This window comes from Bacillus cereus, from assembly GCF_002564555.1.
Classification (GTDB): domain Bacteria; phylum Bacillota; class Bacilli; order Bacillales; family Bacillaceae_G; genus Bacillus_A; species Bacillus_A cereus_K.
The window spans coordinates 24,148-48,395 of record NZ_NUVD01000013.1; the positions used below are offsets into that span (position 1 = coordinate 24,148).

Genomic DNA, 24,248 nt, shown 5'->3' on the forward strand with positions numbered 1-24,248 from the left:
ACCACTTTGATCATCAGTAGAAAGTGAGGCAGCATTAGAATGAAAGCAACTGGAATCGTACGTCGAATTGATGATTTAGGCAGGGTAGTAATCCCGAAGGAAATTCGTAGAACTTTACGTATTCGAGAAGGAGACCCACTAGAAATATTTGTTGATCGCGATGGAGAAGTAATTTTGAAAAAATATTCACCGATTAGTGAACTAGGTGATTTTGCAAAAGAATATACGGAAGCTTTATACGATAGCTTAGGACATAATGTGCTTGTATGCGATCGTGATTCAATTATCGCAGTAGCAGGCATATCTAAAAAAGAATACTTAAATAAAAGTGTTGGCGATTTAATTGAAAAGACAATGGAAGAGCGTAAATCTGTAATTATGACAGATGAAAGCGAAATTTCAATTATTGATGGAGTAACAGAAAAAGTTAGTTCTTATACAATTGGTCCGATTGTTGCGAATGGGGATCCAATTGGAGCTGTTATTATCTTCTCTAAAGAGGCTATTATAAGTGAAGTAGAGCATAAGTCAGTAAATACAGCTGCAAGCTTTTTAGCGAAACAAATGGAGCAGTAAGGTCATATCGAATTTTAGAAGTAGCAATCTTTCCTAATTATGATATTTCTTTTTGAGAAATCAATTATTTGGAGATATATGTATATTGAATGAGGGTAGCGTTTTGCTACCTTTTTTCGTTGAACATTTTAATGTTGCACGAACTCATTATTACTCGTGAAGGTAAGGGAGCCTGTTTTTTCTTTATGATATAATACGAGGGGTGAGAATAGGAAAAGGAGTTTTCTTGAATGGAAGCGAAGAAGTATCAAGCCTTTTGGCGTGGGGCTATTATATTAACGATTGCAAGTTTTGTTACAAAAGTATTAAGCGCTTTTTACCGTATTCCATATCAAAACATAGCGGGTGATATTGGTTTTTATATTTACCAACAAATTTATCCGTTTTATGGATTTTGTTTAATTTTAGCTACTTATGGGTTCCCTATTATAATTTCAAAAATGGTCGCAGAAAGACTAGAGCAAGGAAAACAAAAGGAAGCAGAAGAAATAATCTGTGTATCTTTTTGGTTTTTATTAGGAATTGGTTTCATAGGCTTTTTCACATTATTTTTTGGTGCCGAAACAATTGCAATAGCTATGGGCGATATACACTTAGATAAGCTATTACGTGTTATTTCGTTTTCGTTCATATTGATGCCGTTTTTATCTGTAGCAAGAGGGTATTTTCAAGGGTTCAATAATATGATGCCAACGGCTGTTTCGCAAGTAATGGAACAAACGATTCGGGTTTCTATTATTGTATTTTTATCCCTATTCCTAATTGCTCACGGATTCGATTTATATACAGTTGGCGCAGGTGCTATGTTAGGTTCAATTGCAGGTGGACTTATTGGGATTATCGTACTTTTACTTTATATGCGTCATGATTTTCGTTCTATATTCTTCAAAAGTTTGAAGAGAATTAGGGGGAAAGGGAGGATAATTAAAATCCTTTTTTGGCAGGGATTGGCGATTTGTGTTAGTAACTTAGTACTTATTTTTATACAAATGGCTGATTCTGTTTCCTTCTATACTTTACTTATTGAGGCAGGAGAACAAGTTGAAAGCGCAAAGGTATTAAAAGGTGTTTATGATAGAAGTATCCCGCTTATGCAATTAGGCACTGTCGTGACAACTTCTTTCTCGTTGTCACTTATTCCGATTATTACAGCAGCGAAAGAAAGAGGAGATCTTTCCTTTATTAAAGAAAAGGTAAGGTTAGCAATGAAAATAACATTTGTTATTGGATTTGCAGCGGCCATTGGATTAACTTGTATTATTCAACCTACGAATATTATGTTGTTTGAAAATAGTGATGGATCAGATGTTTTAGCCGTTTTATCTTTATCTATTTTATTTAGTTCATTATCAATTACAACCGCTGCTATCTTACAGGGGTTGGGAGAAACAGTAAAACCAGCAATGTTTGTTGTGTTTGGAGGTTGTTTAAAGTTAGCGTTAAATTATATACTAATGCCGTATTTTGGTGTGAAGGGAGCTGCAATTGCAACCTTAGTTGCGCTAATTGTAATTTCCGTGCTAAATAGTGTGTTACTTATGCGAGTTGTATCAGAATCGCTTATCGATAAACGGAATATGTTAGGTGTAGTTATTAGTGGTGTCGGTATGGGATTTGTATTAGTAATGTTTATACGTGTGTTGCAAATGTCTGGATTAGTAATTGATACGGGGCATAGAGAAATCGCGACACTTGAAGCATTGTTAGGTGTAGCTATCGGTGGGTTAACATATTTGTTTTTAATTTTAAAATTACGTGTATTTACAAAAGAAGAACTAGGAACTGTTATGAAACAAGAGAAAAAAGAAGGTTCATTGAAGAAGAGTGGATAGAGGTGGCAGGTTGTGAGTGGAATCATTACTATTTTAGGATTAGGTGCTGGTGAGTTAGACCAGTTAACAATGGGTGTGTATCGAAAAATAAAAGAAGCGGATCATATGTTTGTAAGAACGAAGGAACATCCCGTTATAGAAGAGTTAGAGAAAGAAGGTATACAGTATACGGCTTTTGACAATGTATATGAAGCGCATGATACATTTGAAATTGTATATGAAACAATTGCGAATACATTGCTAGAACAAGCTGAAGGTGCAGAAATCATCTACGCTGTTCCAGGGCATCCGCTTGTAGCAGAAAGAACAGTTCAGCTACTGTTGGAAAAAGGTGAAGTAGCAGATGTTGAAGTGCGAATTGAAGGTGGACAAAGTTTCCTTGATCCGATGTTCGCAAGTTTAAAAATTGATCCGATTGAGGGATTCCAATTAATTGATGCTACATCATTTGAAAGAGGGCAATTAGAATTACGTCAACATTTAATCTTTTGCCAAGTATATGATGCGTTCGTTGCTTCAGATGTGAAGTTAACATTAATGGAAATGTTGCCAGATGATTATGAAGTGTATATCGTAACAGCTGCAGGAACTTCATTTGAACAAGTCAAAAAGGTACCGTTGTACATGTTAGATCATGAAACAGAATTGAATAATTTAACGAGTGTATATGTACCGCCAGTTCAGGAACGTGCGTCCTTGTATCAACAGTTTGATGTACTTAGAGAAATTATTGCAGACCTTCGTGGACCAGATGGTTGTCCGTGGGATAAAAAACAAACACATCAATCTTTAAAGAAGTATTTAATTGAGGAAGCTTATGAAGTGTTGGAAGCAATTGATGAAGAGGACGATGATCACTTAGTAGAAGAACTAGGCGATATATTATTACAAGTTATGCTTCATGCTCAAATCGGGGAGGATGAAGGCTGGTTCTCTATAGATGATATTATTCGAACTCTATCTGAGAAAATGGTTCGTCGCCATCCACATGTATTCGGGAATAAGGATGTAAATAATGCCGAAGAAGTGATTGCTAATTGGGAAGAAATTAAAAAACAAGAGAAAGGATTCGTGAAAGAATCTGTTTTAAATGGAATTCCAAAAAGTTTACCACAGCTACTACGCGCTTATGAAATTCAGAAGAAAGCTGGCAAGGTTGGATTCGATTGGGCTGATGTGCAGCCAATGATAGAGAAAGCCGTAGAAGAATGGCAAGAGTTCCAACGAGAAGTTACAAACATGGATGAGGAAAAGATGTTAGGCGAATTTGGTGATTTACTATTTGCGTTTGTTAATATAGCTCGTCATTATAAAATAGACCCAGAAGAGGCTGTACGCTCGACTAATGAGAAATTTACTGGTCGTTTTTTATACATGGAGGCAAAAGTAGCTGAAATGAATAAAGAGATGCAAGATTTATCATTAGAACAGTTAGATGTTTTATGGGAAGAGGCAAAAAAAACAGAGCGTTAATAGGGGGATTTGATATGCGTCTAGATAAGTTTTTGAAAGTGTCACGTTTAATTAAAAGAAGAACATTAGCGAAAGAAGTAGCTGACCAAGGAAGAATAGCGATTAATGGTCAAGTGGCAAAAGCGAGTTCAGATGTGAAAGTGGCTGATGAATTAACAATTCGTTTTGGTCAAAAAATAGTAACTGTAAAAATAAATGAATTGAAAGAAACGACTAAAAAAGAAGATGCAGCAAATATGTATAGTTTAGTTCGTGAAGAAAAAGTAAAAGCGGAAGAAGGCTTGTTCTAAAATGGGTTATCCCTTCATACATTACTATTAGCTAGTATAAATCTATGGGGGGATTTACGTGAATAATGGTTACTCACCTATGTCTTCTAATCAACAAAATGTTTCTGTAGAGCATGATATTATTATGCGTGGCAGGCGTGTAATCGATATTACGGGTGTAAAGCAGGTAGAGAGTTTTGATAGCGAAGAGTTTTTACTCGAGACCGTAATGGGCTTTTTAACAATTCGTGGTCAAAATTTACAAATGAAAAATTTAGATGTAGAAAAAGGTATTGTATCGATTAAAGGGAAAGTTCATGAGATGCTGTATATTGATGAGAATCAAGGGGAGAAAACTAAAGGCTTCTTTAGTAAGTTGTTTAAATGAGCCTAACAATTCAGTTGTATACAATGCTTTCAATGATTGGGATGGGTGCTTGGATTGGAGCGTCGTTAGATACATATCAACGGTTTTTAAAGCGTCCAGAACGTAAACGTTGGCTTGTATTTATACATGATATACTATTTTGGATTGTCCAAGCATTATTCGTTTTTTATGTATTACTGCTTGTGAATGAAGCTGAACTACGTATATATGTGTTTTTGGCATTATTATGTGGTTTTGCGGCATATCAAAGCTTGTTGAAAGCATTATACATGAAGCTGTTAAATTTTCTCATCTATATTTTTATGCAAACAACACATTTTTTTGTTCAAATTATAAAGCTACTCATGATAAAACCTGTTATTATTATAGCGCAGCTATTTATTGCATTTATATTATTCTTATTTCGTATACTGCTTTCAATTGGACATGTGTTATGGAGAATGGTGATTTGGATATTACTTTTCATATGGAAAGTTTTTTTCTGGCCTGTTCGATTTATTGCTTCGCTCATATGGAAACTCCTCCCTAATCGTGTTAAACTTTTTATAACGAAGTATGTAGGGTTCCTGCAATATATAGCAAAATTGAAGGGACATATCTCCCGATTATGGGAGCGTATAAAAAAGAAGTTAGGGGGACCTCGGAAATGAGGGAACTGAGACAAAGAACAATCGAAAAACAGAGTCCAAATCCTGTTAAAGAGCATATAATACAAACGGATGAGAACAGGAAGCGACTTTATCGCCGTTTAGCGGTTTTTCTTGTCTTTGCTTTTACAATTATTGCGAGTATTAGTGTAACGTTTTATCAACAAAACAGTTCCATTAAAGCAAAAGAAGCAAAAGTTAAGGACATGAAAAAAGAACTGGATTCATTAACGAATAAAGAAAAAAGTCTAAAAGACGAAGTTCAAAAGTTAAATGATGAAGAGTACGTATTAAAGATTGCTAGAAGGGATTATTTCTTCTCTGGAAAAGGGGAGATAATTTTTCCTGTTTCTAAGTAGAGTATGTCTTATTGACACTATATTTTAGGATTATATATAATAAAGTAAAATTTGACTTTTTAACCACTAAGGAGGAGCATTTTTTTTATGTCAATCGAGGTAGGCAGCAAGTTACAGGGTAAAGTAACAGGTATTACAAATTTTGGGGCTTTTGTTGAGCTGCCAGAAGGATTAACGGGTCTTGTTCATATTAGTGAAGTTGCTGATAACTATGTAAAAGATATTAACGATCACTTAAAAGTGGGCGACCAAGTAGAAGTAAAAGTTATTAATGTTGAAAAAGATGGCAAGATTGGTCTATCTATTAAGAAAGCGAAAGAGCGTGAGAAGACAGAAGGAGACCGTCCGCGTGGTGAATACCAACAACGTGGTGGCGATCAACAACGTTCTGGACGTCCACAACGTAATAATCGTTCTTTCAACAGAGATAACCGCGGTGGCGGTAATGACCGAGCTCCAAAAGAAACATTTGAGCAAAAAATGGCACGATTCTTAAAGGATAGTGAAGATCGTTTAACTTCTTTAAAGCGTAACACAGAGTCTAAACGTGGTGGCCGTGGCGCACGTCGCGGATAATAAGGCCGTTTAATTTTTAACATATAGAGAGGTACCCAGAGTAATGACTCGGGGTGCTTTTTTATATGTTAAAATATATTTTTAAAAAAGTTTTCAAGATGTGTTGACTTTAAATTGTATCTGATGTAAGATACTAATTGTCCGTTAAATAAGACGACATGGCGGTGTAGCTCAGCTGGCTAGAGCGTACGGTTCATACCCGTGAGGTCGGGGGTTCGATCCCCTCCGCCGCTATATTTAATTTAACGGCCCGTTGGTCAAGTGGTTAAGACACCGCCCTTTCACGGCGGTAACACGGGTTCGAATCCCGTACGGGTCATCTAAAAAGATCATGCAACTTAGCATGATCTTTTTTTGTTAAATAAAAATTAAAACATACAATACTTCTACAAAAATACCCTATATTTTCTGAATGTTCAATTAAAATAGCGGAAATAACTTACATACCATGTATATATGTAGAGTTATTTCGAATAAAAAGTCGAACGATTATAAAAGTGAAAACTGTTGTTTTGACAAAAATCCCAATAATTATCTTTTATAATGACAGTAATTAAACTATGCAGGTGGTGTTAAAAATATGCCTAAAGCAGGAAGGAATACTATGAATACAAGTGCATTGGCGATGAATGAAAGTCAGCTTGGAGCAATAAAGTGGACGAGTAAGTTGCGAATGAAGTTTGAGCAAGTTTTCTTTAGATGGGGATTTATTATTGTTGTTATAGGTTTTCTTTTGGGACGAGCATATATATTAACAAACATTTTACCGTTTGCACTGCCGTTTTTTGCTGCTGTTTATGTTATGAAGCGGGATAAAATGCCGCTCGCGTTCTTGGCTCTAATGGGGGGAGCACTTTCAGTTTCGATAGATAATTTATTTTTTACTTTTGCATCTATTTTTACTTTCTTCATTTATAATATCTTCTTTAGTCGATTTACACGTAAAACTGTTGGACTTGTTCCATTCCAAGTATTTATCTCCGCATTAACCGCACATTTAGTTGTTGTATATTTTGCACAGCAAACTGTCACCATGTATGATTTGCTCGTTAGTACGATTGAGGCAGGACTTAGCTTCGTATTAACGATGATATTTTTACAAAGTGTTCCGCTATTAGTAGAAAGGAAAGGGAAACAGCAAGCATTAGAGACAGAAGAAATTGTTTGTTTGATTATATTACTAGCATCTGTTTTAACAGGTACAACAGATTGGTTTGTATATGATGCTTCTATCCAACATATTTTTACTAGGTATTTGGTGCTAGTGTTTGCATTTATTGCAGGTGCTGCTACAGGATCTACAGTAGGAGTCGTTACTGGATTAATATTAAGTTTAGCAAATGTGTCCAGTTTGTCTCAGCTCAGTTTGCTTGCCTTTTCTGGATTGCTTGGTGGGTTGTTAAAAGAAGGGAAACGTCTAGGCGTTAGTTTAGGTTTATTAATTGGGACAAGTTTGATTACGCTATATGTAGACAAGCAAACAAATATTGTAACAACTTTAATCGAATCTGGTGTGGCGATTGTGTTCTTCTTATTAACACCGAAACTTGTTATGGATCGTATTGCTAAATTTATGCCAGGTACACAGGAACATTCGCAAGATCAACAGCAATATTTAAGAAGAATGCGTGATGTTACAGCGACTAAAATCAATCAATTTGCAAATGTGTTTGCTGCTTTATCTAATAGTTTTTCTGTATATGGGTACGTGGAAGAGGAAGATAAAGAGACAGAAGCAGATTTGTTCTTAAGTACAATTACTGCAAAAACATGTCAAACGTGTTTTAAAAAGGACCAATGCTGGGTGGTTAATTTCGACAAAACGTACGACTATATGAAACAAATAATGAGTGAAACAGAAGAAGGGACATTGCAACATAATCGGAAGTTAGTTCGTGAATGGGACAAGCATTGTGTAAGAGGAAAAAAAGTGACGGATTTAGTAGCAGGTGAATTAGATCACTTCTATGAGGGACAGAAATTACGAAAACAAATGAAGGAAAATCGTAGAATAGTAGCCGAACAATTATTAGGTGTATCAAAAGTTATGGAGGATTTTGCTAAGGAAATACAAAAAGAGCGAGAAAATCATCAAGTACAGGAAGAACAGATTTTGCAAGCGTTTCGTGATTTTGGTGTCGAAGTAGAGCATGTTGATATTTATTGTTTAGATAGAGGAAGCATTGATATTGAAATGTTGATTCCAGCTGCGTCTAATGAGCATGGTGAATGCGAGAAGTTGGTTGCACCAATGCTTTCAGACATTCTAAAAGAAAATATTATTGTTAAACATGAAGAGAAATCTTCTTATCCGAATGGTCACAGTTTAATATCATTTGGTTCAGCGAAGACATATTCTCTTGATACGGGCTTGGCCACGGCGGCAAAAGGTGGAGGATTTGTTTCGGGGGATTCTTATGCAATGATGGATTTAAGTGTTGGTAAATATGCACTTGCGATTAGTGACGGTATGGGAAATGGGCAAAGAGCTCATATAGAGAGTAAGGAAACAGTGAAATTATTACAAAAGATACTTCAATCAGGTATTGATGAGGAAATAGCAATTAAGTCGATCAATTCAATTCTTTCTTTAAGAACAACGGAAGAGATGTTTACGACGCTGGACTTAGCGATGGTAGATTTACGTGATGCAAGTGCTAAGTTTTTAAAGATTGGATCAACACCAAGTTTTGTAAAACGCGGGAATAATATTTTGAAAATTGAGGCAAGTAATTTACCGATGGGAATCATTGAAGATGTGGAAGTTGATGTAGTGGGTGAGCAATTAAAAACGGGAGATATTCTTATTATGATGAGTGATGGAATTTTTGAGGGAGCGCAACATGTGGAGAATCATGAATTATGGATGAAACGAAAAATTAAAGAATTACAAACCGAAGACCCACAAGAAATAGCAGATATTATTATGGAGGAAGTGATTCGCTCTGGTGATGGTTATATAAATGACGATATGACCATTGTTGTAGCGAAAGTAAAGAAAAATATGCCAAAGTGGGCTACGATTCCGATTGTAGGAATGCAGGCACAATAAAGTTTTAATTTAATCAGTGGCTATTCATCCGCCACTGATTAATATGGTCTATTTCCGACAAAAAAACCTAGGTGGATGCCTAGGTTTTTTTGCCTTAAAAGGTAATAATATTATTTTTGTGAATATGCACGAAAGATGTAAGATAAAAATGTAATTTTTGTATATCTTTTTTTTGCACAATGTTTGTAAAAGTTGTACCATTATAGACAAGGTAACTAACGTTGCTGTTCTTGTTTAATGAAAGGTGATTGCGAAGTTGAAAGATACATTTGTTGAAAAGGTAGATGACTTTGTAAAGCAGCATGATGTATTAAAGGAACGTTCAACAATTGTTGCAGGAGTTTCTGGTGGTCCTGACTCTTTAGCTCTTTTATATTATTTGCTAGAAAAAAGAGCGGAAAAACAGTTGAAAATTGTAGTGGCACATGTAGATCATATGTTTAGAGGCGATGAATCTCATGAGGATCTACAGTTTGTGCAGGATCTTTGTAAAAGGCTGGGAGTTATTTGTGAAACGATAAGGATTAATGTATCGCAATATCAACAGCAATACGGGATGAATGCACAGGTTGCTGCTAGGGAATGCAGATATGCATTTTTGGAAAGAATAATGAAGAAATATGATGCGAGATATGTAGCTCTTGGACATCATGGAGATGATCAAGTAGAGACGATTTTAATGCGTCTTGTACGAGGGAGTACTCCGAAAGGATATGCAGGAATTGCAGTGAAGCGTCCTTTTCATAATGGGTATTTAATTAGGCCGTTACTTGGAGTGACGAAGGAAGAAATTGTTGATTACTGTAATAAGCTAAATGTAATTCCGCGTATCGATCCGAGTAATAAAAAGGAAGTATATACAAGGAATCGATTGCGTAAATATGTCCTTCCTCATTTGAAAGAAGAAAATCCGCAGGTGCATGAGAAATTTCAAAAATTTAGCGTGCAAATGCAAGAGGATGAGGCTTATTTGCAGGAATTAGCTTTTGAGAAAATGAATAAAGTAATTACAAAAAAAAGTGATAAACAAATTAGCTTATCAATTCCTGCCTTTGAATCCATGTCTATGCCTTTACAAAGGAGAGGGATTCAACTAATATTAAACTATCTTTATGAATATAAGATTCCGTCTTCTCTTTCTTCTATACATATTGACAAAGTGATTGAGTTTTTTAAGCGGACACAACCTTCAGGTTCACTTGATTTCCCAGGTGATTTGAAAATTGTTCGTACATACGAGGAGTGTAGCTTTAGATTTAAACAAGAAATTGTTTCTCCTTTGGCGCAAGATTTATCAGTACCCGGGACCATTATATTGTCGAACGGAGATAAGCTTGTAACAGAGGTGAGCGAAGATATACCAAGTAACATGAATGAAACAGTATTTGTTGCTAAGTATAATGATATATCCTATCCACTTCGTATTCGTTCTAGAAAAAATGGAGATCGCATGTCAATACAAGGTATGGATGGCACAAAAAAGATAAAAGCTATTTTTATCGAAGCGAAAGTACCAAAAGAAAAAAGGGAAGAATGGCCGGTCGTTTGTGATGCAAGTGGGAACATTATTTGGGTACCCTTGTTGAAGCGATCTGCATTTGCTATTTCGAAAGAAGTAGCAAAGAAGGATAAATATATGATTATTCACTACAAAAGCAAGGAGTCTTCCGGGAGGATAATGAAATGATGAATCAAGATATCGAAAAAGTATTAATTTCTGAAGAACAAATACAAGAAAAGGTGCGCGAACTAGGTGCAATTATTGCAGAGGATTATAAAAACACAGTACCTCTTGCAATTGGTGTATTAAAGGGCGCAATGCCATTCATGGCAGATTTATTAAAGAGAACAGATACATATCTTGAAATGGATTTTATGGCTGTATCTAGCTACGGTCACTCTACAGTTTCAACAGGCGAAGTGAAAATTTTAAAAGATCTTGATACTTCTGTAGAAGGTCGCGATATTTTAATCGTTGAAGATATTATTGATAGCGGTCTTACGCTAAGCTACTTAGTGGACCTATTCAAGTATCGTAAAGCGAAGTCTGTAAAAATTGTTACGTTATTAGATAAGCCTACAGGCCGTAAGGTTGATCTGAAAGCGAATTATGTTGGATTTACTGTTCCACATGAATTTGTTGTAGGATATGGATTAGATTATAAAGAGCAGTACCGTAATCTTCCTTATGTAGGTGTATTAAAACCAAGTGTTTACTCAAATTAATTAAATACAGGCGTTACAATTGTATAGGAAAGTTTTTCTATGTTACGATTTACTATAGTGTTTATGCCGTGAGAGGAGGTTAGGAATGAATCGTATCTTCCGTAATACCATCTTTTATTTACTGATATTCTTAGTAGTAATTGGAATCGTGAGCTATTTTAATGGTTCGACACAAAAAACGACATCAGTTAGCTACGATAAATTCATTACTAAACTAGAAAAGGGTGAAGTGCGTAATGTGCAACTTCAACCGAAAAATGGTGTATTTGAAGTAAAAGGACAATTTAATAACTCTAGCCAGGGAGAACAATTTGTTACTTATGCACCAAATACTGAGGAATTACAAAAGAAAATTAATGATAAAGCGCAAGGTGCTGAAGTTAAGTATCAACCAGCAGAAGAAACAAGTGCTTGGGTAACATTCTTTACTTCAATCATTCCGTTTGTCATTATCTTCATTTTATTCTTCTTCTTATTAAACCAAGCGCAGGGCGGCGGTAGCCGTGTTATGAACTTCGGGAAAAGTAAGGCGAAGCTATACAATGATGAAAAGAAAAAAATTCGTTTCAGAGATGTTGCTGGAGCGGATGAAGAGAAACAAGAACTTGTTGAGGTAGTTGAATTCTTGAAAGACCCTCGTAAGTTCGCTGAAGTTGGTGCCCGTATTCCAAAGGGTGTTCTGTTAGTGGGACCTCCAGGTACAGGTAAAACTTTATTAGCACGTGCTGTTGCAGGTGAAGCAGGCGTTCCGTTCTTCTCTATTAGTGGTTCTGACTTCGTAGAGATGTTTGTCGGTGTTGGTGCATCCCGTGTACGTGACTTATTTGAAAATGCAAAGAAAAATGCTCCTTGTATCATTTTCATTGATGAAATTGATGCGGTAGGACGTCAACGTGGCGCGGGTCTTGGCGGTGGTCATGATGAGCGTGAACAAACGTTGAACCAATTGCTTGTTGAAATGGATGGATTCGGTGCAAACGAAGGTATTATTATCATCGCTGCGACAAACCGTCCTGATATTCTTGATCCAGCATTATTACGTCCAGGTCGTTTTGACCGTCAAATTACAGTAGATCGTCCAGATGTAAATGGTCGTGAAGCTGTACTGAAAGTACATGCTCGTAATAAACCGCTTGATGAGAATGTCAATTTAAGAGCAATTGCAACTCGTACACCAGGATTCTCTGGTGCCGATCTTGAAAACTTATTAAACGAAGCTGCATTAGTAGCTGCGCGTCAAGATAAGAAGAAAATTGATATGAGTGACATCGATGAAGCAACGGATCGTGTTATTGCAGGTCCAGCTAAGAAAAGTCGTGTTATCTCTGAAAAAGAACGTAATATCGTTGCATTCCATGAAGCTGGCCATACTGTAATTGGTGTTGTCCTTGATGAAGCAGATATCGTTCATAAAGTAACAATTGTCCCTCGTGGCCAAGCTGGTGGATATGCGGTAATGCTTCCGAAGGAAGATCGTTACTTCATGACAAAACCAGAGTTACTTGATAAAATCACTGGTTTACTTGGTGGTCGAGTAGCTGAGGAGATTGTATTTGGTGAAGTAAGTACAGGTGCTCACAACGACTTCCAACGTGCGACTGGTATTGCGAGACGTATGGTTACAGAATTTGGTATGAGTGATAAGCTTGGACCAATGCAATTCGGTAGCTCGCAAGGTGGTCAAGTGTTCTTAGGAAGAGACTTCCATTCAGAGCAAAATTACAGTGATGCAATTGCACATGAAATCGATGTGGAAATGCAAACTATTATGAAAGACTGTTATGCTCGTGCGAAACAAATTCTTACTGAAAAACGTGATAAGCTAGATATTATTGCGAAAACGTTACTTGAAGTAGAAACGTTAGATGCAGAGCAAATCAATCATTTATATGATTACGGCAGATTACCAGAGCGCCCAACATCTTCAGATGATGTGAAAGTAAACATCAACATGAAGAAGGACGATGAAGATAAAGAAGATAAGTAAGAGATGAAGGGGTGACGATAGTCACTCCTTTTTTATTTGTAGAATAAATTTAATGGTAAAAGAATTTAAATAAAACTATTATTAAAAATTGAAATAGAGAGTAATCTTTTTGTACAATGATGAGTATAGAAAAACTGATTATATAAGTATGTGTGATATGATGTTTTTATAAGTTGTATACATACTGCACAGATATAGATTAAATAAGATAAGTGGTGAGAATATGATTTTTGTATTGGATGTAGGGAACACAAATGCGGTATTAGGTGTGTTTGAAGAGGGGAAACTTCGTCAGCATTGGCGCATGGAAACAGATCGTCATAAGACAGAAGATGAGTATGGGATGCTTGTAAAGCAGTTGCTTGAGCATGAGGGTCTTTCGTTTGAAGATGTGAAAGGCATTATTGTGTCTTCAGTCGTACCGCCAATTATGTTCGCTTTAGAGCGTATGTGTGAAAAATATTTTAAAATTAAACCGCTTGTAGTAGGGCCTGGAATAAAAACAGGGCTAAATATTAAATATGAAAATCCACGTGAAGTAGGCGCAGACCGAATTGTAAATGCAGTAGCAGGAATCCACTTATATGGAAGTCCGCTTATTATTGTCGATTTTGGTACGGCTACTACATATTGTTATATTAATGAAGAGAAGCATTACATGGGCGGCGTTATTACACCGGGAATTATGATTTCAGCGGAGGCCTTATATAGTAGAGCGGCAAAACTTCCTCGTATTGAAATTACAAAACCAAGTAGTGTTGTTGGAAAGAATACAGTAAGTGCGATGCAATCTGGTATCCTTTATGGGTATGTTGGACAAGTGGAAGGTATTGTTAAGCGTATGAAAGAGGAAGCTAAACAAGAACCGAAAGTTATTGCAACAGGTGGATTGGCGAAATTAATTTCAGAGGAATCGAATGTGATTGATGTTGTAGATCCATTTTTAACGTTAAAAGGTTTATATATGTTATATGAACGTAATGCAAATTTGCAGCATGAGAAAGGTGAATAAACAAGTATGAAAGATTATTTAGTAAAAGCGTTAGCATTTGATGGAGAAGTACGTGCGTATAGTGTGCGTACAACAAACACGGTAAGTGAGGCGCAAAAACGTCATGATACATGGAGAACGGCTTCAGCAGCACTTGGTCGCTCGTTAACTGCCGGAACAATAATGGGAGCGATGTTAAAAGGTGACCAAAAGTTAACAATTAAGGTAGAAGGTAACGGTCCGATTGGCCCGATCTTAGTAGATGCTCATGCAAATGGGGATGTACGTGGTTATGTAACAAATCCACATGTTGACTTTGAGGGGACAGAACAAGGGAAATTACGTGTATATCAAGCGGTAGGTACAGAAGGGTTTGTAACAGTAATTAAAGATATTGGTATGCGCGAACCATTTATCGGTCAATCTCCAATTGTTTCAGGAGAATTAGGGGAAGACTTCACGTATTATTTCGCAGTTTCTGAGCAGACACCTTCTTCTGTAGGTGTTGGTGTTCTTGTAAATGGAGATGACAGCATATTAGCAGCAGGTGGATTTATTCTTCAAATTATGCCAGGTGCACAGGAGGAAACAATCTCATTCATTGAAGATCGTTTGCAAAAAATCCCTCCTGTATCAACATTGATTGAACAGGGACTTTCTCCAGAAGAGGTACTATATGCAGTCCTTGGGGAAGATAAAGTAAAAGTATTAGAAACGATGGATGTTCAATTTAATTGTACGTGCTCACGCGAACGTATTGAGAGCGTATTAATTAGTTTAGGTAAAACAGAGTTAGAGCAAATTCGTGAAGAAGAAGAAGAGACAGAAGTTCATTGCCATTTCTGTAATGAACGACATAAGTTCTCTAAAGAAGATATTACAAATTTAATTGAGAATTTATAATAAGGGGATTAAGGAAAACGATTCTCTAAACAGATTGACAAACAGGGAATTTTCTGACAAAATCTAAATATAGATAAAACCAATAAAAATACTCGGTGTTAGGAGTGACAGGAATGCGAGTGGCACAATCAGTTTCAGAATTAATCGGGAAAACGCCGATCGTTAAGTTGAACCGCATCGTAGAATCAGACAGCGCAGATATATACTTAAAGTTAGAATTTATGAATCCGGGAAGCAGTGTTAAAGATCGTATTGCATTAGCTATGATTGAAGATGCTGAAAAGAAAGGATTATTAAAAGAAGGCGATACAATCATTGAGCCAACAAGTGGTAACACAGGAATTGGTTTAGCGATGGTAGCGGCTGCTAAAGGATATAAGGCAATTTTAGTAATGCCAGAAACAATGAGTGTTGAGCGTCGTAACTTATTACGTGCTTACGGTGCTGAATTAGTATTGACTCCAGGGCCTGAAGGAATGGGCGGAGCGATTCGTCAAGCTACTGAATTAGCAAAAGAGCATGGCTACTTTATACCGCAACAGTTCAAAAACCAATCGAATCCGGAAATTCATCGTTTAACAACGGGTCCAGAAATTGTTGAACAAATGGGTGATCAACTAGATGCATTTATTGCGGGTATTGGTACAGGTGGAACAATTACCGGTGCTGGTGAAGTGTTGAAGGAAGCGTATAAAGATATTAAAATTTATGCAGTAGAACCTGCAGATTCACCAGTGTTATCTGGTGGAAAGCCAGGTCCACATAAAATCCAAGGAATTGGGGCGGGATTTGTTCCAGAGACATTGGATGTAGAAGTATATGATGAAATCATTCAAGTAAAAACAGAACAAGCGTTTGAATATGCGAGAAGAGTGGCTAAAGAGGAAGGTATTTTAGTTGGTATCTCTTCAGGAGCAGTTGTTTATGCAGCAACAGAAGTTGCGAAAAAATTAGGTAAGGGGAAAAAGGTACTTGTTATTATCCCAAGTAACGGTGAACGTTATTTAAGTACACCACTTTACCAATTTGAATCATAATTGAATGCAAGTGAAAAAGCATCCTTGAAAAAAGGATGCTTTTTCTTTTTGGATTGGAAATAGGAAAAGAGTGAATGACTAGAAAACTTCATGTAAAATAAGAGGTAGTATAATTAATTTATTTTCACTAGCCTTCGAGTATAATCATTCTCTATATAAAGAACGTATGTAGTTTGAGGTGGTTAATCTAAGAGGGTGGGATAAAAGAAGACGGGGTGTTGATATGCAACGAAGAAAATCTTTAGCGCTTTCTATTCCATATCAGTTAGATTTTTTTAAGCAATATAAATTTCTTTCTCAGAATAAGCCACAACATATTTTATTAGAAAGTGGGCGTGGCGGCCGTTATAACATTGTGGGACTGGACCCGGTGGCGATAATCCGAGGGAAGGATGAAACGTTACATATAAGTGAAAGTGGTAAGGAAACAATAAAGCGAGGGAATCCATTAGATTTAATGCAAGAATATATGGAGAAATGGAAAACAGACCATAATCCAGAGTATCCGCCTTTTCAAGGTGGAGCAATTGGCTACTTTAGCTATGATTGTATCCGTTATATTGAAAAGCTCCCTTCTCTTGCGAAGGATGATATTAATATACCTGACATATTCTTTTTATTATTTGACGATGTGTTTGTGTATGATCAAAAGGAACAGGTATTATGGATTATTACACATTATGTAGATAAGCCTGAAGAGGCGGAAGAACGATTAAATGAATGGAGGAATCTTTGGGTGAAGGAAGTGCCTGAAGTGACTATGCCGTTTGAACGTCCTGAAAAGAAAAATGAAGCAGTTGCTTTTACAGAAGAAAGCTTTATGAAGGCTGTTGAACATATTCAAGAATATATTGGGGCGGGTGATGTGTTTCAAGTAAACTTGTCTACAAGGCAAGAAAGAACTTTGCAAACACATCCGCTAGAAATATATACAAGTCTTCGTAAAATTAATCCATCTCCATATATGGGGTACTTGGAACTTGGAGATTTTCAAATTGTTAGTGGTTCGCCTGAATTGCTAATTAAAAAACAAGGACAAGAAGTAAGTACAAGACCAATTGCTGGTACAAGGTCTCGCGGGGCGAATGAGCGAGAGGATGAAGAGTTAGCAAGGGAATTAATTGAGAACGAAAAGGAAAGAGCAGAGCATGTAATGCTTGTAGATTTAGAACGAAATGATTTAGGGCGCGTTTGTAAATATGGCACTGTAGAAGTGGATGAATTTATGGTAATTGAAAAATACTCACATGTTATGCATATTGTTTCTAATGTACGTGGTGAGGTAGAAGAAGATAAAGATGCTTTCGACTTAGTGAAGGCGGTATTCCCTGGTGGAACAATTACGGGTGCTCCGAAAATACGTACGATGGAGATTATTGAAGAATTAGAGCCTGTTCGCCGAGGGATTTATACGGGTTCAATTGGTTGGATTGGTTATTCTGGAGATACGGAATTGAACATTGTCATTAGAACGCTTCTTGCCAAAGATGGACGAGCACATGTGCAAGCAGGAGCGGGAATTGTAATTGATTCAAATCCGGAAAATGAATATAAAGAGTCGTTAAAAAAGGCAATTGCTTTATGGCGTGCAAAAGAAAGTAGCGAAGAAACGGTTAGGTGAGAGAAATGATATTAATGATTGATAATTATGATTCTTTTACATTTAATTTAGTACAGTTTCTTGGAGAACTTGGACAAGAGCTTGTTATTAAGCGTAATGATGAAATGACTATTTCAGATATTGAGAATATGAAACCAGATTTTTTAATGATTTCACCAGGTCCATGTAGTCCGAATGAAGCGGGAATTAGTATGGAAGCTATTAAATACTTCGCAGGAAAGATTCCGATTTTTGGAGTTTGTCTTGGGCATCAATCCATTGCGCAAGTGTTTGGTGGAGAAGTTGTTCGAGCAGAGCGATTAATGCATGGGAAAACGTCGCCAATGCATCATGATGGAAAGACGATTTTTTCGGACATTCCGAATCCATTTACTGCAACGCGTTATCATTCCCTTATTGTTAAGAAAGAGACGTTACCAGATTGCTTAGAGGTAACATCTTGGACAGAGGAAGGGGAAATTATGGCGCTTCGTCATAAAACATTACCGATTGAAGGTGTACAGTTCCATCCGGAATCTATTATGACTTCTCATGGGAAAGAGTTATTACAGAATTTCATTCGTAAATATAGTCCAAGTGTGACATCATGTTAATTTACGTAAATGGTGAGTATGTAGAAGCGAATGAAGCGAAAATTTCTCCTTATGACCATGGCTATTTATATGGTCTTGGAGTTTTTGAGACGTTTCGTATTTATAATGGTCATCCTTTCTTGTTGGATGATCATTATGCTCGTTTAACAGATGCGCTGGATACGCTGCAAATCAAATGGACAATGACAAAAGATGATGTAATGTTTATTTTGAAAAATCTACTCGTTAAGAATGAATTGGAGCATGCATATGTACGCTTTAATGTATCGGCGGGCATAGATGAAGTAGGATTGCAAACGGAAATGTATGAAGAGCCATCTGTTATTGTTTTTATAAAACCTTTAGCAGCCCCGGGGGATATAGTGGAAAAAGAAGGGGTTATTTTAAAACAAGTGCGTAATACACCAGAGGGTGCGTTTCGCTTGAAGTCCCATCATTATTTAAATAACATTTTAGGGAAACGCGAAATTGGAAATGTTGTGAATAAGGAAGGTATTTTCCTTACTGAGGTAGGTTATGTTGCAGAGGGTATTGTTTCAAATCTCTTTTTTGTGAAAGATAATGTTTTGTATACGCCTTCGCTAAAAACGGGGATTTTAAATGGTATTACTCGTGCGTTTATTATAAAGGTTGCTGAGAAACTTCGTATAGAAGTAAAGGAAGGTTTCTTTACCAAAGATGAATTACTTGCAGCAGATGAAGTCTTCGTAACAAACTCCATTCAAGAAGTTGTTCCACTTTATCGTATAGAAGGGCGAGATTTCCCGGGTAAAGAGGGGATGGTTACTAAAAGATTGATGTATCTTTATGGAATGCAGAGAGAGAAATTGTGGAGCAAAAATGAATTACGAAGAGGAGATGTGTAGCTTGAAGTGGGATTATGATTTACGCTGCGGCGAATATACATTGAATTTAAATGAAAAGACATTAATTATGGGGATTTTAAATGTAACACCAGATTCGTTTTCGGATGGTGGGAGTTACAACGAGGTAGATGCTGCGATACGTCACGCAAAAGAAATGCAAGGTGAAGGTGCTCATATTATTGATATAGGTGGTGAGTCTACTCGCCCAGGTTTTGCTAAAGTATCAGTAGAAGAAGAAATAAAACGAGTTGTTCCCATGATTCAGGCAGTGTCAAAAGAAGTAAAATTGCCTATATCTATCGATACATATAAAGCTGAAGTTGCAAAACAAGCAATTGAGGCTGGTGCTCATATTATTAATGATGTTTGGGGAGCGAAGGCGGAACCGAAAATTGCTGAAGTTGCAGCGCATTATGATGTACCTATCATCTTAATGCATAACCGCGACAATATGAATTATCGTAATTTAATGGCGGATATGATTGCTGATTTATATGACAGTATTAAAATTGCTAAAGCTGCTGGTGTGCGAGATGAGAATATTATTTTAGACCCAGGCGTTGGTTTTGCTAAAACGCCTGAACAAAACTTAGAAGCGATGCGTAATTTAGAACAGTTAAATGTACTAGGTTATCCGGTTCTTTTAGGTACTTCAAGAAAGTCCTTTATTGGACATGTGCTAGATTTACCGGTGGAGGAACGTCTTGAAGGAACTGGAGCTACCGTTTGTCTTGGTATTGAAAAGGGCTGTGAATTTGTCCGTGTTCATGATGTGAAGGAAATGGCGCGTATGGCTAAAATGATGGATGCGATGATTGGTAAGGGGGCAAAGTAATTGGATAAAATTTATATCCATGATATGGAGTTTTACGGTTATCATGGTGTATTCCCAGAGGAAAATAAATTAGGTCAAAGATTTAAAGTCGATTTAACGGTAGAATTGGATTTGAAACAGGCAGGAGAAAGTGATGACTTAGAGCATTCGGTCAATTATGGAGAGCTTTTCGAACTATGTAGAAAAGTTGTTGAGGATAGAACGTATAAGCTTGTAGAGAGTATCGCTGAAAATATTGCCACAGATATATTGAAACAATATGAGAGTATTTCACGATGTACAATTAAGGTGATTAAACCGGATCCACCGATACCGGGGCACTATCGTGCTGTAGCAGTAGAAATTACGAGAGAACGACCATGAATAATATAGCGTATATTGCATTAGGATCAAATATTGGAGAGCGTTATACGTATCTAACCGAAGCAATTCAGTTTTTAAACAAAAAACCTTATATTCGAGTTGAGGATATTTCATCGGTATATGAAACTGAACCGGTTGGTTATACTGACCAAAGTTGTTTTTTAAATTTAGTTATAAAAATTTCTACCAATTTATCACCACAAGAATTATTGAAAGTAACACAAAAAGTAGAAAATGATTTAGGAAGAAAAAGGGAAATCAGGTGGGGGCCGAGGACTATCGACCTTGACATTTTACTGTATAATCAAGAGAATATTGAAGCAGAGAATCTTATTGTTCCGCATCCACGGATGTTCGAAAGGGCTTTTGTTATCGTTCCGTTGTTAGAGATTAATCAAAATATAAAACAAAACATTTCACGTTCACAAGTAGAAGAAATGAAAAGGCGAGAGGGAGTAACGGTATGGAAGCAGAAAAATGGGGAAGACGCATTCGTGCTTTTCGAAAGCTGAAAGGCTATACACAAGAAGGTTTTGCAAAAGAATTAGGGGTATCTGTATCTGTTTTAGGTGAGGTTGAGAGAGGGAATCGGTCGCCTTCTCAAGATTTTGTAATAGAAGTTGCTAAAGCGTTAAATATCTCGATCGATGAATTAATGCCAAAGTGACTGTAAAGGAAGGAGTAGGTTGATTGTTAAAGATTGCAAATATTGAGATGAAAAATCCGGTTGTATTAGCACCGATGGCGGGAGTGTGTAACTCTGCATTCCGTTTGACAGTCAAAGAATTTGGTGCAGGTTTAGTTTGTGCTGAAATGGTAAGTGATAAGGCGATATTACTTAATAACAAAAGAACATTAGATATGTTATATATCGACGAGAGGGAAAAACCATTAAGTTTACAAATTTTTGGTGGAGAGAAAGAAACTCTTGTAGATGCTGCAAAATACGTAGATAAATATACGACAGCAGACATTATTGATATTAATATGGGGTGTCCAGTACCGAAGATCACTAAATGTGATGCGGGAGCAAAGTGGCTTTTAGACCCAAATAAAATATATGAAATGGTAGCGGCAGTTGTAGACGCTGTTGAAAAGCCAGTTACAGTTAAAATGCGTATTGGTTGGGATGAAGATCATATTTTCGCGATTGAGAATGCTAGAGCTGTAGAGCGTGCTGGTGGACAAGCGGTAGCGGTTCACGGCCGTACGAGAGTGCAAATGTATGAAGGGAAAGCGGATTGGGATATTATTAAACAAGTGAAACAAGCTGTAAATATCCCGGTTATCGGAAATGGTGATGTCGAAACGCCGCAAGATGCCAAACGTATGCTGGATGAAATCGGTGTAGATGGTGTTATGATTGGTCGCGCTGCTCTTGGGGATCCGTGGATGATTTATCGTACGGTAAAGTATTTAGAGACAGGTGAATTAATGCCGGAACCAACAGTGCGTGAGAAAATTGATGTATGTATGTTGCATTTAGATCGCCTTATTGATTTAAAGAATGAAAATGTTGCTGTAAGAGAGATGAGAAAGCATGCAGCTTGGTATTTAAAAGGTGTTCGTGGTAATGCGAGTGTGCGTAATGGTATCAATACTTGTAACACACGTGAAGACCTTGCGAATGTATTAGGTGCATTTGTAGAAGAAGTCGAAGCAAAACAACAAACAATTCACGTTGGTTAATAGTAGATAGAGAAGATTGACATTCTTCTATTCACTTCCTATAATTACGTGAAAGAAAGAAGAACTGCCAGTTAGTAACTGGCAGTTTTTCTAGTTGGATAGAAAATGCTATACTGTATATATTATAAAATTAAATAGAGCTGGAGTGATATCAATATCATGGATAACATGAACCACGAAGAATTAAATGACCAATTGCTTGTTCGTCGTGAAAAATTACATAACTTACGTGAGCAAGGAATCGATCCGTTTGGTAAACGTTTTGAACGCACAAATTCAACAACGGACTTAGTAAGTCTATATGGAGAATTCTCTAAAGAAGAATTAGAAGAGAAAGAAATCACTGTTTCTATCGCTGGTCGTATTATGACAAAACGCGGTAAAGGAAAAGCTGGATTCGCGCACATTCAAGATTTACACGGACAAGTTCAAATTTACGTTCGTAAAGATACTGTTGGAGATGAAGAGTACGAGTTATTTACGACAGCAGATTTAGGTGACTTAGTAGGTATTGAAGGTAAAGTGTTCAAAACGAACGTTGGAGAACTTTCGGTAAAAGCAACAGGGTTTACACTTTTAACGAAATCTCTTCGTCCATTACCGGATAAATACCATGGATTAAAAGATGTTGAACAACGCTACCGTCAACGTTACTTAGATTTAATTACAAGTATGGAAAGTCGTGAAACATTTGTTACTCGTAGTAAAATCATTCGTGAGATGAGAAGATATTTAGATGACAACGGTTATCTTGAAGTAGAAACGCCTATGATGCACGCGATTGCAGGTGGGGCATCTGCTCGTCCTTTCACAACGCACCATAATGCGTTAGATATGGAATTATACATGCGTATCGCAATTGAACTTCATTTAAAACGTCTTATTGTTGGTGGATTAGAAAAAGTTTATGAGATTGGCCGTGTATTCCGTAATGAGGGTGTATCAACTCGTCATAACCCTGAGTTTACGATGATTGAATTATATGAAGCGTATGCTGATTATAATGATATTATGAAACTAACAGAAAATATGGTTGCTCATATTGCGAAAAAAGTATTGGGTACAACAACAATCCAATATGGTGATTATGAAATTAATCTAGAACCAGCATGGACACGTCTTCATATGGTAGATGCAATTAAGCAACACTCTGGAGCGGATTTCTGGAATCCAATGAGTGTAGAAGAAGCGCGTGAACTTGCGAAAGAGCATAATGTAGAAATTAAGGATACAATGGAAGTTGGTCATATTATTAATGAGTTCTTCGAACAAAAGGTAGAAGATAAATTAATCCAACCAACATTTATTTATGGTCATCCGGTAGAAATTTCGCCACTTGCGAAAAAGAATGACGAAGATCCACGATTCACAGATCGTTTCGAGTTATTTATCGTTGCACGTGAACATGCAAATGCATTCACTGAGTTAAACGATCCAATCGATCAAAAAGAACGTTTTGAAGCTCAATTAAAAGAACGCGAGCAAGGTAATGACGAAGCTCACATGATGGATGATGATTATATCGAAGCTCTTGAGTACGGTATGCCTCCTACGGGCGGATTAGGAATCGGTATTGATCGTTTAGTTATGTTATTAACAAATGCACCATCTATTCGCGATGTACTATTATTCCCTGCTATGCGTCATAAGCAAGACTAAGCTTTGGAGATTTCTCCAAAGCTTTTTTATTTGAGTTACTTGGAGAGAGTGGACCTTGATAGTGTGGGAAATTATATTTATATAGAAGAAATGTACCGTTTTTATGCTTTTTTACTAAGTTGAAAATTTTATTAGAAAAACTATTGCATTTTAATAATCAAACTGGTATATTTATATTCGTTGCCACGAAAGGTAACAAACGAAACAAACGAAAAACAACTTATTGAAAAAAGTTGTTGACGAAAATATAACGAAATGTTATATTGATAAAGTCGCTTCTGAGCGACAGACAAGTTCTTTGAAAAC

General features: G+C 36.7%; 24 protein-coding genes and 2 tRNA genes. All 26 read left to right on the forward strand.

Features of this window, described 5'->3' with window-relative positions; genetic code table 11:
• The first annotated feature begins 39 nt into the window (after window positions 1-39).
• Window positions 40-576, forward strand: coding sequence for a stage V sporulation protein T (gene spoVT / locus COI75_RS06080; protein ID WP_000648310.1), 537 nt, complete (start codon window positions 40-42; stop codon window positions 574-576).
• A 230-nt stretch (window positions 577-806) separates the two neighbouring features.
• On the forward strand, window positions 807-2,408 hold the full coding sequence (locus tag COI75_RS06085; RefSeq protein ID WP_000387570.1) for a putative polysaccharide biosynthesis protein: 1,602 nt from the start codon (window positions 807-809) through the stop codon (window positions 2,406-2,408).
• A 12-nt stretch (window positions 2,409-2,420) separates the two neighbouring features.
• Window positions 2,421-3,881 carry a nucleoside triphosphate pyrophosphohydrolase gene (mazG, locus tag COI75_RS06090; protein WP_000014258.1) on the forward strand — a complete coding sequence of 487 codons (1,461 nt, stop codon included), beginning with the start codon at window positions 2,421-2,423 and terminating at the stop codon, window positions 3,879-3,881.
• A 14-nt stretch (window positions 3,882-3,895) separates the two neighbouring features.
• Entirely contained in the window at window positions 3,896-4,171 is a 276-nt protein-coding gene (locus tag COI75_RS06095) for an RNA-binding S4 domain-containing protein (protein ID WP_001234875.1), read from the forward strand.
• Between the two features lie 79 nt (window positions 4,172-4,250).
• Window positions 4,251-4,538, forward strand: a complete 288-nt coding sequence (gene yabP, locus COI75_RS06100; RefSeq protein WP_003186823.1) for a sporulation protein YabP — start codon at window positions 4,251-4,253, stop codon at window positions 4,536-4,538.
• Window positions 4,535-5,188, forward strand: coding sequence for a spore cortex biosynthesis protein YabQ (gene yabQ, locus COI75_RS06105; RefSeq protein ID WP_000059757.1), 654 nt, complete (start codon window positions 4,535-4,537; stop codon window positions 5,186-5,188). Before yabP ends, yabQ begins: the two co-directional genes overlap by 4 nt.
• Window positions 5,185-5,544, forward strand: coding sequence for a cell division protein DivIC (divIC, locus tag COI75_RS06110; RefSeq protein WP_001208736.1), 360 nt, complete (start codon window positions 5,185-5,187; stop codon window positions 5,542-5,544). Before yabQ ends, divIC begins: the two co-directional genes overlap by 4 nt.
• A gap of 87 nt (window positions 5,545-5,631) precedes the next feature.
• Window positions 5,632-6,120, forward strand: coding sequence for a S1 domain-containing RNA-binding protein (locus tag COI75_RS06115; RefSeq protein ID WP_000021449.1), 489 nt, complete (start codon window positions 5,632-5,634; stop codon window positions 6,118-6,120).
• A gap of 160 nt (window positions 6,121-6,280) precedes the next feature.
• A tRNA-Met gene (locus COI75_RS06120) sits at window positions 6,281-6,354 on the forward strand.
• Window positions 6,355-6,367: 13 nt separating this feature from the next.
• Window positions 6,368-6,439: transfer RNA gene (locus COI75_RS06125), tRNA-Glu, on the forward strand.
• A gap of 261 nt (window positions 6,440-6,700) precedes the next feature.
• A complete protein-coding gene (gene spoIIE, locus COI75_RS06130; RefSeq protein WP_001123542.1) occupies window positions 6,701-9,172 on the forward strand; it encodes a stage II sporulation protein E in 2,472 nt (823 codons plus the stop codon).
• Window positions 9,173-9,428: 256 nt separating this feature from the next.
• Entirely contained in the window at window positions 9,429-10,859 is a 1,431-nt protein-coding gene (gene tilS / locus COI75_RS06135; RefSeq protein ID WP_098448257.1) for a tRNA lysidine(34) synthetase TilS, read from the forward strand.
• Window positions 10,856-11,398: a hypoxanthine phosphoribosyltransferase gene (gene hpt, locus COI75_RS06140; RefSeq protein WP_000981843.1), complete on the forward strand. Its 543-nt coding sequence runs from the start codon at window positions 10,856-10,858 to the stop codon at window positions 11,396-11,398. The genes tilS and hpt overlap by 4 nt, the downstream gene beginning before the upstream one ends.
• Window positions 11,399-11,483: 85 nt before the next feature.
• Window positions 11,484-13,385 (forward strand): ATP-dependent zinc metalloprotease FtsH, encoded by a 1,902-nt coding sequence (gene ftsH, locus COI75_RS06145; protein ID WP_001079656.1) that lies wholly within the window; start codon window positions 11,484-11,486, stop codon window positions 13,383-13,385.
• Window positions 13,386-13,608: 223 nt separating this feature from the next.
• Entirely contained in the window at window positions 13,609-14,397 is a 789-nt protein-coding gene (locus COI75_RS06150) for a type III pantothenate kinase (RefSeq protein ID WP_000578371.1), read from the forward strand.
• Window positions 14,398-14,403: 6 nt separating this feature from the next.
• Window positions 14,404-15,279 (forward strand): redox-regulated molecular chaperone HslO, encoded by an 876-nt coding sequence (hslO, locus tag COI75_RS06155; RefSeq protein WP_000656362.1) that lies wholly within the window; start codon window positions 14,404-14,406, stop codon window positions 15,277-15,279.
• Between the two features lie 113 nt (window positions 15,280-15,392).
• The gene (gene cysK / locus COI75_RS06160; protein WP_001261710.1) at window positions 15,393-16,316 is read left to right on the forward strand and encodes a cysteine synthase A; all 924 of its coding nucleotides are present in this window, start codon (window positions 15,393-15,395) and stop codon (window positions 16,314-16,316) included.
• A 223-nt stretch (window positions 16,317-16,539) separates the two neighbouring features.
• Entirely contained in the window at window positions 16,540-17,937 is a 1,398-nt protein-coding gene (pabB, locus tag COI75_RS06165; protein ID WP_001189729.1) for an aminodeoxychorismate synthase component I, read from the forward strand.
• Between the two features lie 5 nt (window positions 17,938-17,942).
• The gene (pabA, locus tag COI75_RS06170; RefSeq protein WP_000602278.1) at window positions 17,943-18,530 is read left to right on the forward strand and encodes an aminodeoxychorismate/anthranilate synthase component II; all 588 of its coding nucleotides are present in this window, start codon (window positions 17,943-17,945) and stop codon (window positions 18,528-18,530) included.
• Entirely contained in the window at window positions 18,524-19,396 is an 873-nt protein-coding gene (gene pabC / locus COI75_RS06175) for an aminodeoxychorismate lyase (RefSeq protein WP_098448258.1), read from the forward strand. The genes pabA and pabC overlap by 7 nt, the downstream gene beginning before the upstream one ends.
• Window positions 19,371-20,231, forward strand: coding sequence for a dihydropteroate synthase (folP, locus tag COI75_RS06180; protein WP_141535084.1), 861 nt, complete (start codon window positions 19,371-19,373; stop codon window positions 20,229-20,231). The genes pabC and folP overlap by 26 nt, the downstream gene beginning before the upstream one ends.
• Window positions 20,232-20,594 carry a dihydroneopterin aldolase gene (gene folB, locus COI75_RS06185; protein ID WP_000358059.1) on the forward strand — a complete coding sequence of 121 codons (363 nt, stop codon included), beginning with the start codon at window positions 20,232-20,234 and terminating at the stop codon, window positions 20,592-20,594.
• Window positions 20,591-21,106 (forward strand): 2-amino-4-hydroxy-6-hydroxymethyldihydropteridine diphosphokinase, encoded by a 516-nt coding sequence (folK, locus tag COI75_RS06190; protein ID WP_001059443.1) that lies wholly within the window; start codon window positions 20,591-20,593, stop codon window positions 21,104-21,106. Before folB ends, folK begins: the two co-directional genes overlap by 4 nt.
• Window positions 21,058-21,261 carry a helix-turn-helix domain-containing protein gene (locus COI75_RS06195; protein ID WP_000387025.1) on the forward strand — a complete coding sequence of 68 codons (204 nt, stop codon included), beginning with the start codon at window positions 21,058-21,060 and terminating at the stop codon, window positions 21,259-21,261. The genes folK and COI75_RS06195 overlap by 49 nt, the downstream gene beginning before the upstream one ends.
• A gap of 23 nt (window positions 21,262-21,284) precedes the next feature.
• Window positions 21,285-22,283, forward strand: a complete 999-nt coding sequence (gene dusB / locus COI75_RS06200; RefSeq protein ID WP_000912238.1) for a tRNA dihydrouridine synthase DusB — start codon at window positions 21,285-21,287, stop codon at window positions 22,281-22,283.
• A gap of 159 nt (window positions 22,284-22,442) precedes the next feature.
• Window positions 22,443-23,942 (forward strand): lysine--tRNA ligase, encoded by a 1,500-nt coding sequence (lysS, locus tag COI75_RS06205; RefSeq protein ID WP_000369681.1) that lies wholly within the window; start codon window positions 22,443-22,445, stop codon window positions 23,940-23,942.
• Window positions 23,943-24,248 lie beyond the last annotated feature (306 nt).

What these genes read in the sequence shown, in the direction of transcription:
- spoVT (WP_000648310.1), top strand. Translation starts at nt 40, where the DNA reads ATGAAAGCAACTGGAATCGTACGTCGAATTGATGATTTAGGCAGGGTA.
- COI75_RS06085 (WP_000387570.1), top strand. Translation starts at nt 807, where the DNA reads ATGGAAGCGAAGAAGTATCAAGCCTTTTGGCGTGGGGCTATTATATTA.
- COI75_RS06095 (WP_001234875.1), top strand. Translation starts at nt 3,896, where the DNA reads ATGCGTCTAGATAAGTTTTTGAAAGTGTCACGTTTAATTAAAAGAAGA.
- yabP (WP_003186823.1), top strand. Translation starts at nt 4,251, where the DNA reads ATGTCTTCTAATCAACAAAATGTTTCTGTAGAGCATGATATTATTATG.
- yabQ (WP_000059757.1), top strand. Translation starts at nt 4,535, where the DNA reads ATGAGCCTAACAATTCAGTTGTATACAATGCTTTCAATGATTGGGATG.
- divIC (WP_001208736.1), top strand. Translation starts at nt 5,185, where the DNA reads ATGAGGGAACTGAGACAAAGAACAATCGAAAAACAGAGTCCAAATCCT.
- COI75_RS06115 (WP_000021449.1), top strand. Translation starts at nt 5,632, where the DNA reads ATGTCAATCGAGGTAGGCAGCAAGTTACAGGGTAAAGTAACAGGTATT.
- spoIIE (WP_001123542.1), top strand. Translation starts at nt 6,701, where the DNA reads ATGCCTAAAGCAGGAAGGAATACTATGAATACAAGTGCATTGGCGATG.
- hpt (WP_000981843.1), top strand. Translation starts at nt 10,856, where the DNA reads ATGATGAATCAAGATATCGAAAAAGTATTAATTTCTGAAGAACAAATA.
- ftsH (WP_001079656.1), top strand. Translation starts at nt 11,484, where the DNA reads ATGAATCGTATCTTCCGTAATACCATCTTTTATTTACTGATATTCTTA.
- COI75_RS06150 (WP_000578371.1), top strand. Translation starts at nt 13,609, where the DNA reads ATGATTTTTGTATTGGATGTAGGGAACACAAATGCGGTATTAGGTGTG.
- hslO (WP_000656362.1), top strand. Translation starts at nt 14,404, where the DNA reads ATGAAAGATTATTTAGTAAAAGCGTTAGCATTTGATGGAGAAGTACGT.
- cysK (WP_001261710.1), top strand. Translation starts at nt 15,393, where the DNA reads ATGCGAGTGGCACAATCAGTTTCAGAATTAATCGGGAAAACGCCGATC.
- pabB (WP_001189729.1), top strand. Translation starts at nt 16,540, where the DNA reads ATGCAACGAAGAAAATCTTTAGCGCTTTCTATTCCATATCAGTTAGAT.
- pabA (WP_000602278.1), top strand. Translation starts at nt 17,943, where the DNA reads ATGATATTAATGATTGATAATTATGATTCTTTTACATTTAATTTAGTA.
- pabC (WP_098448258.1), top strand. Translation starts at nt 18,524, where the DNA reads ATGTTAATTTACGTAAATGGTGAGTATGTAGAAGCGAATGAAGCGAAA.
- folP (WP_141535084.1), top strand. Translation starts at nt 19,371, where the DNA reads ATGAATTACGAAGAGGAGATGTGTAGCTTGAAGTGGGATTATGATTTA.
- folK (WP_001059443.1), top strand. Translation starts at nt 20,591, where the DNA reads ATGAATAATATAGCGTATATTGCATTAGGATCAAATATTGGAGAGCGT.
- COI75_RS06195 (WP_000387025.1), top strand. Translation starts at nt 21,058, where the DNA reads ATGGAAGCAGAAAAATGGGGAAGACGCATTCGTGCTTTTCGAAAGCTG.
- lysS (WP_000369681.1), top strand. Translation starts at nt 22,443, where the DNA reads ATGGATAACATGAACCACGAAGAATTAAATGACCAATTGCTTGTTCGT.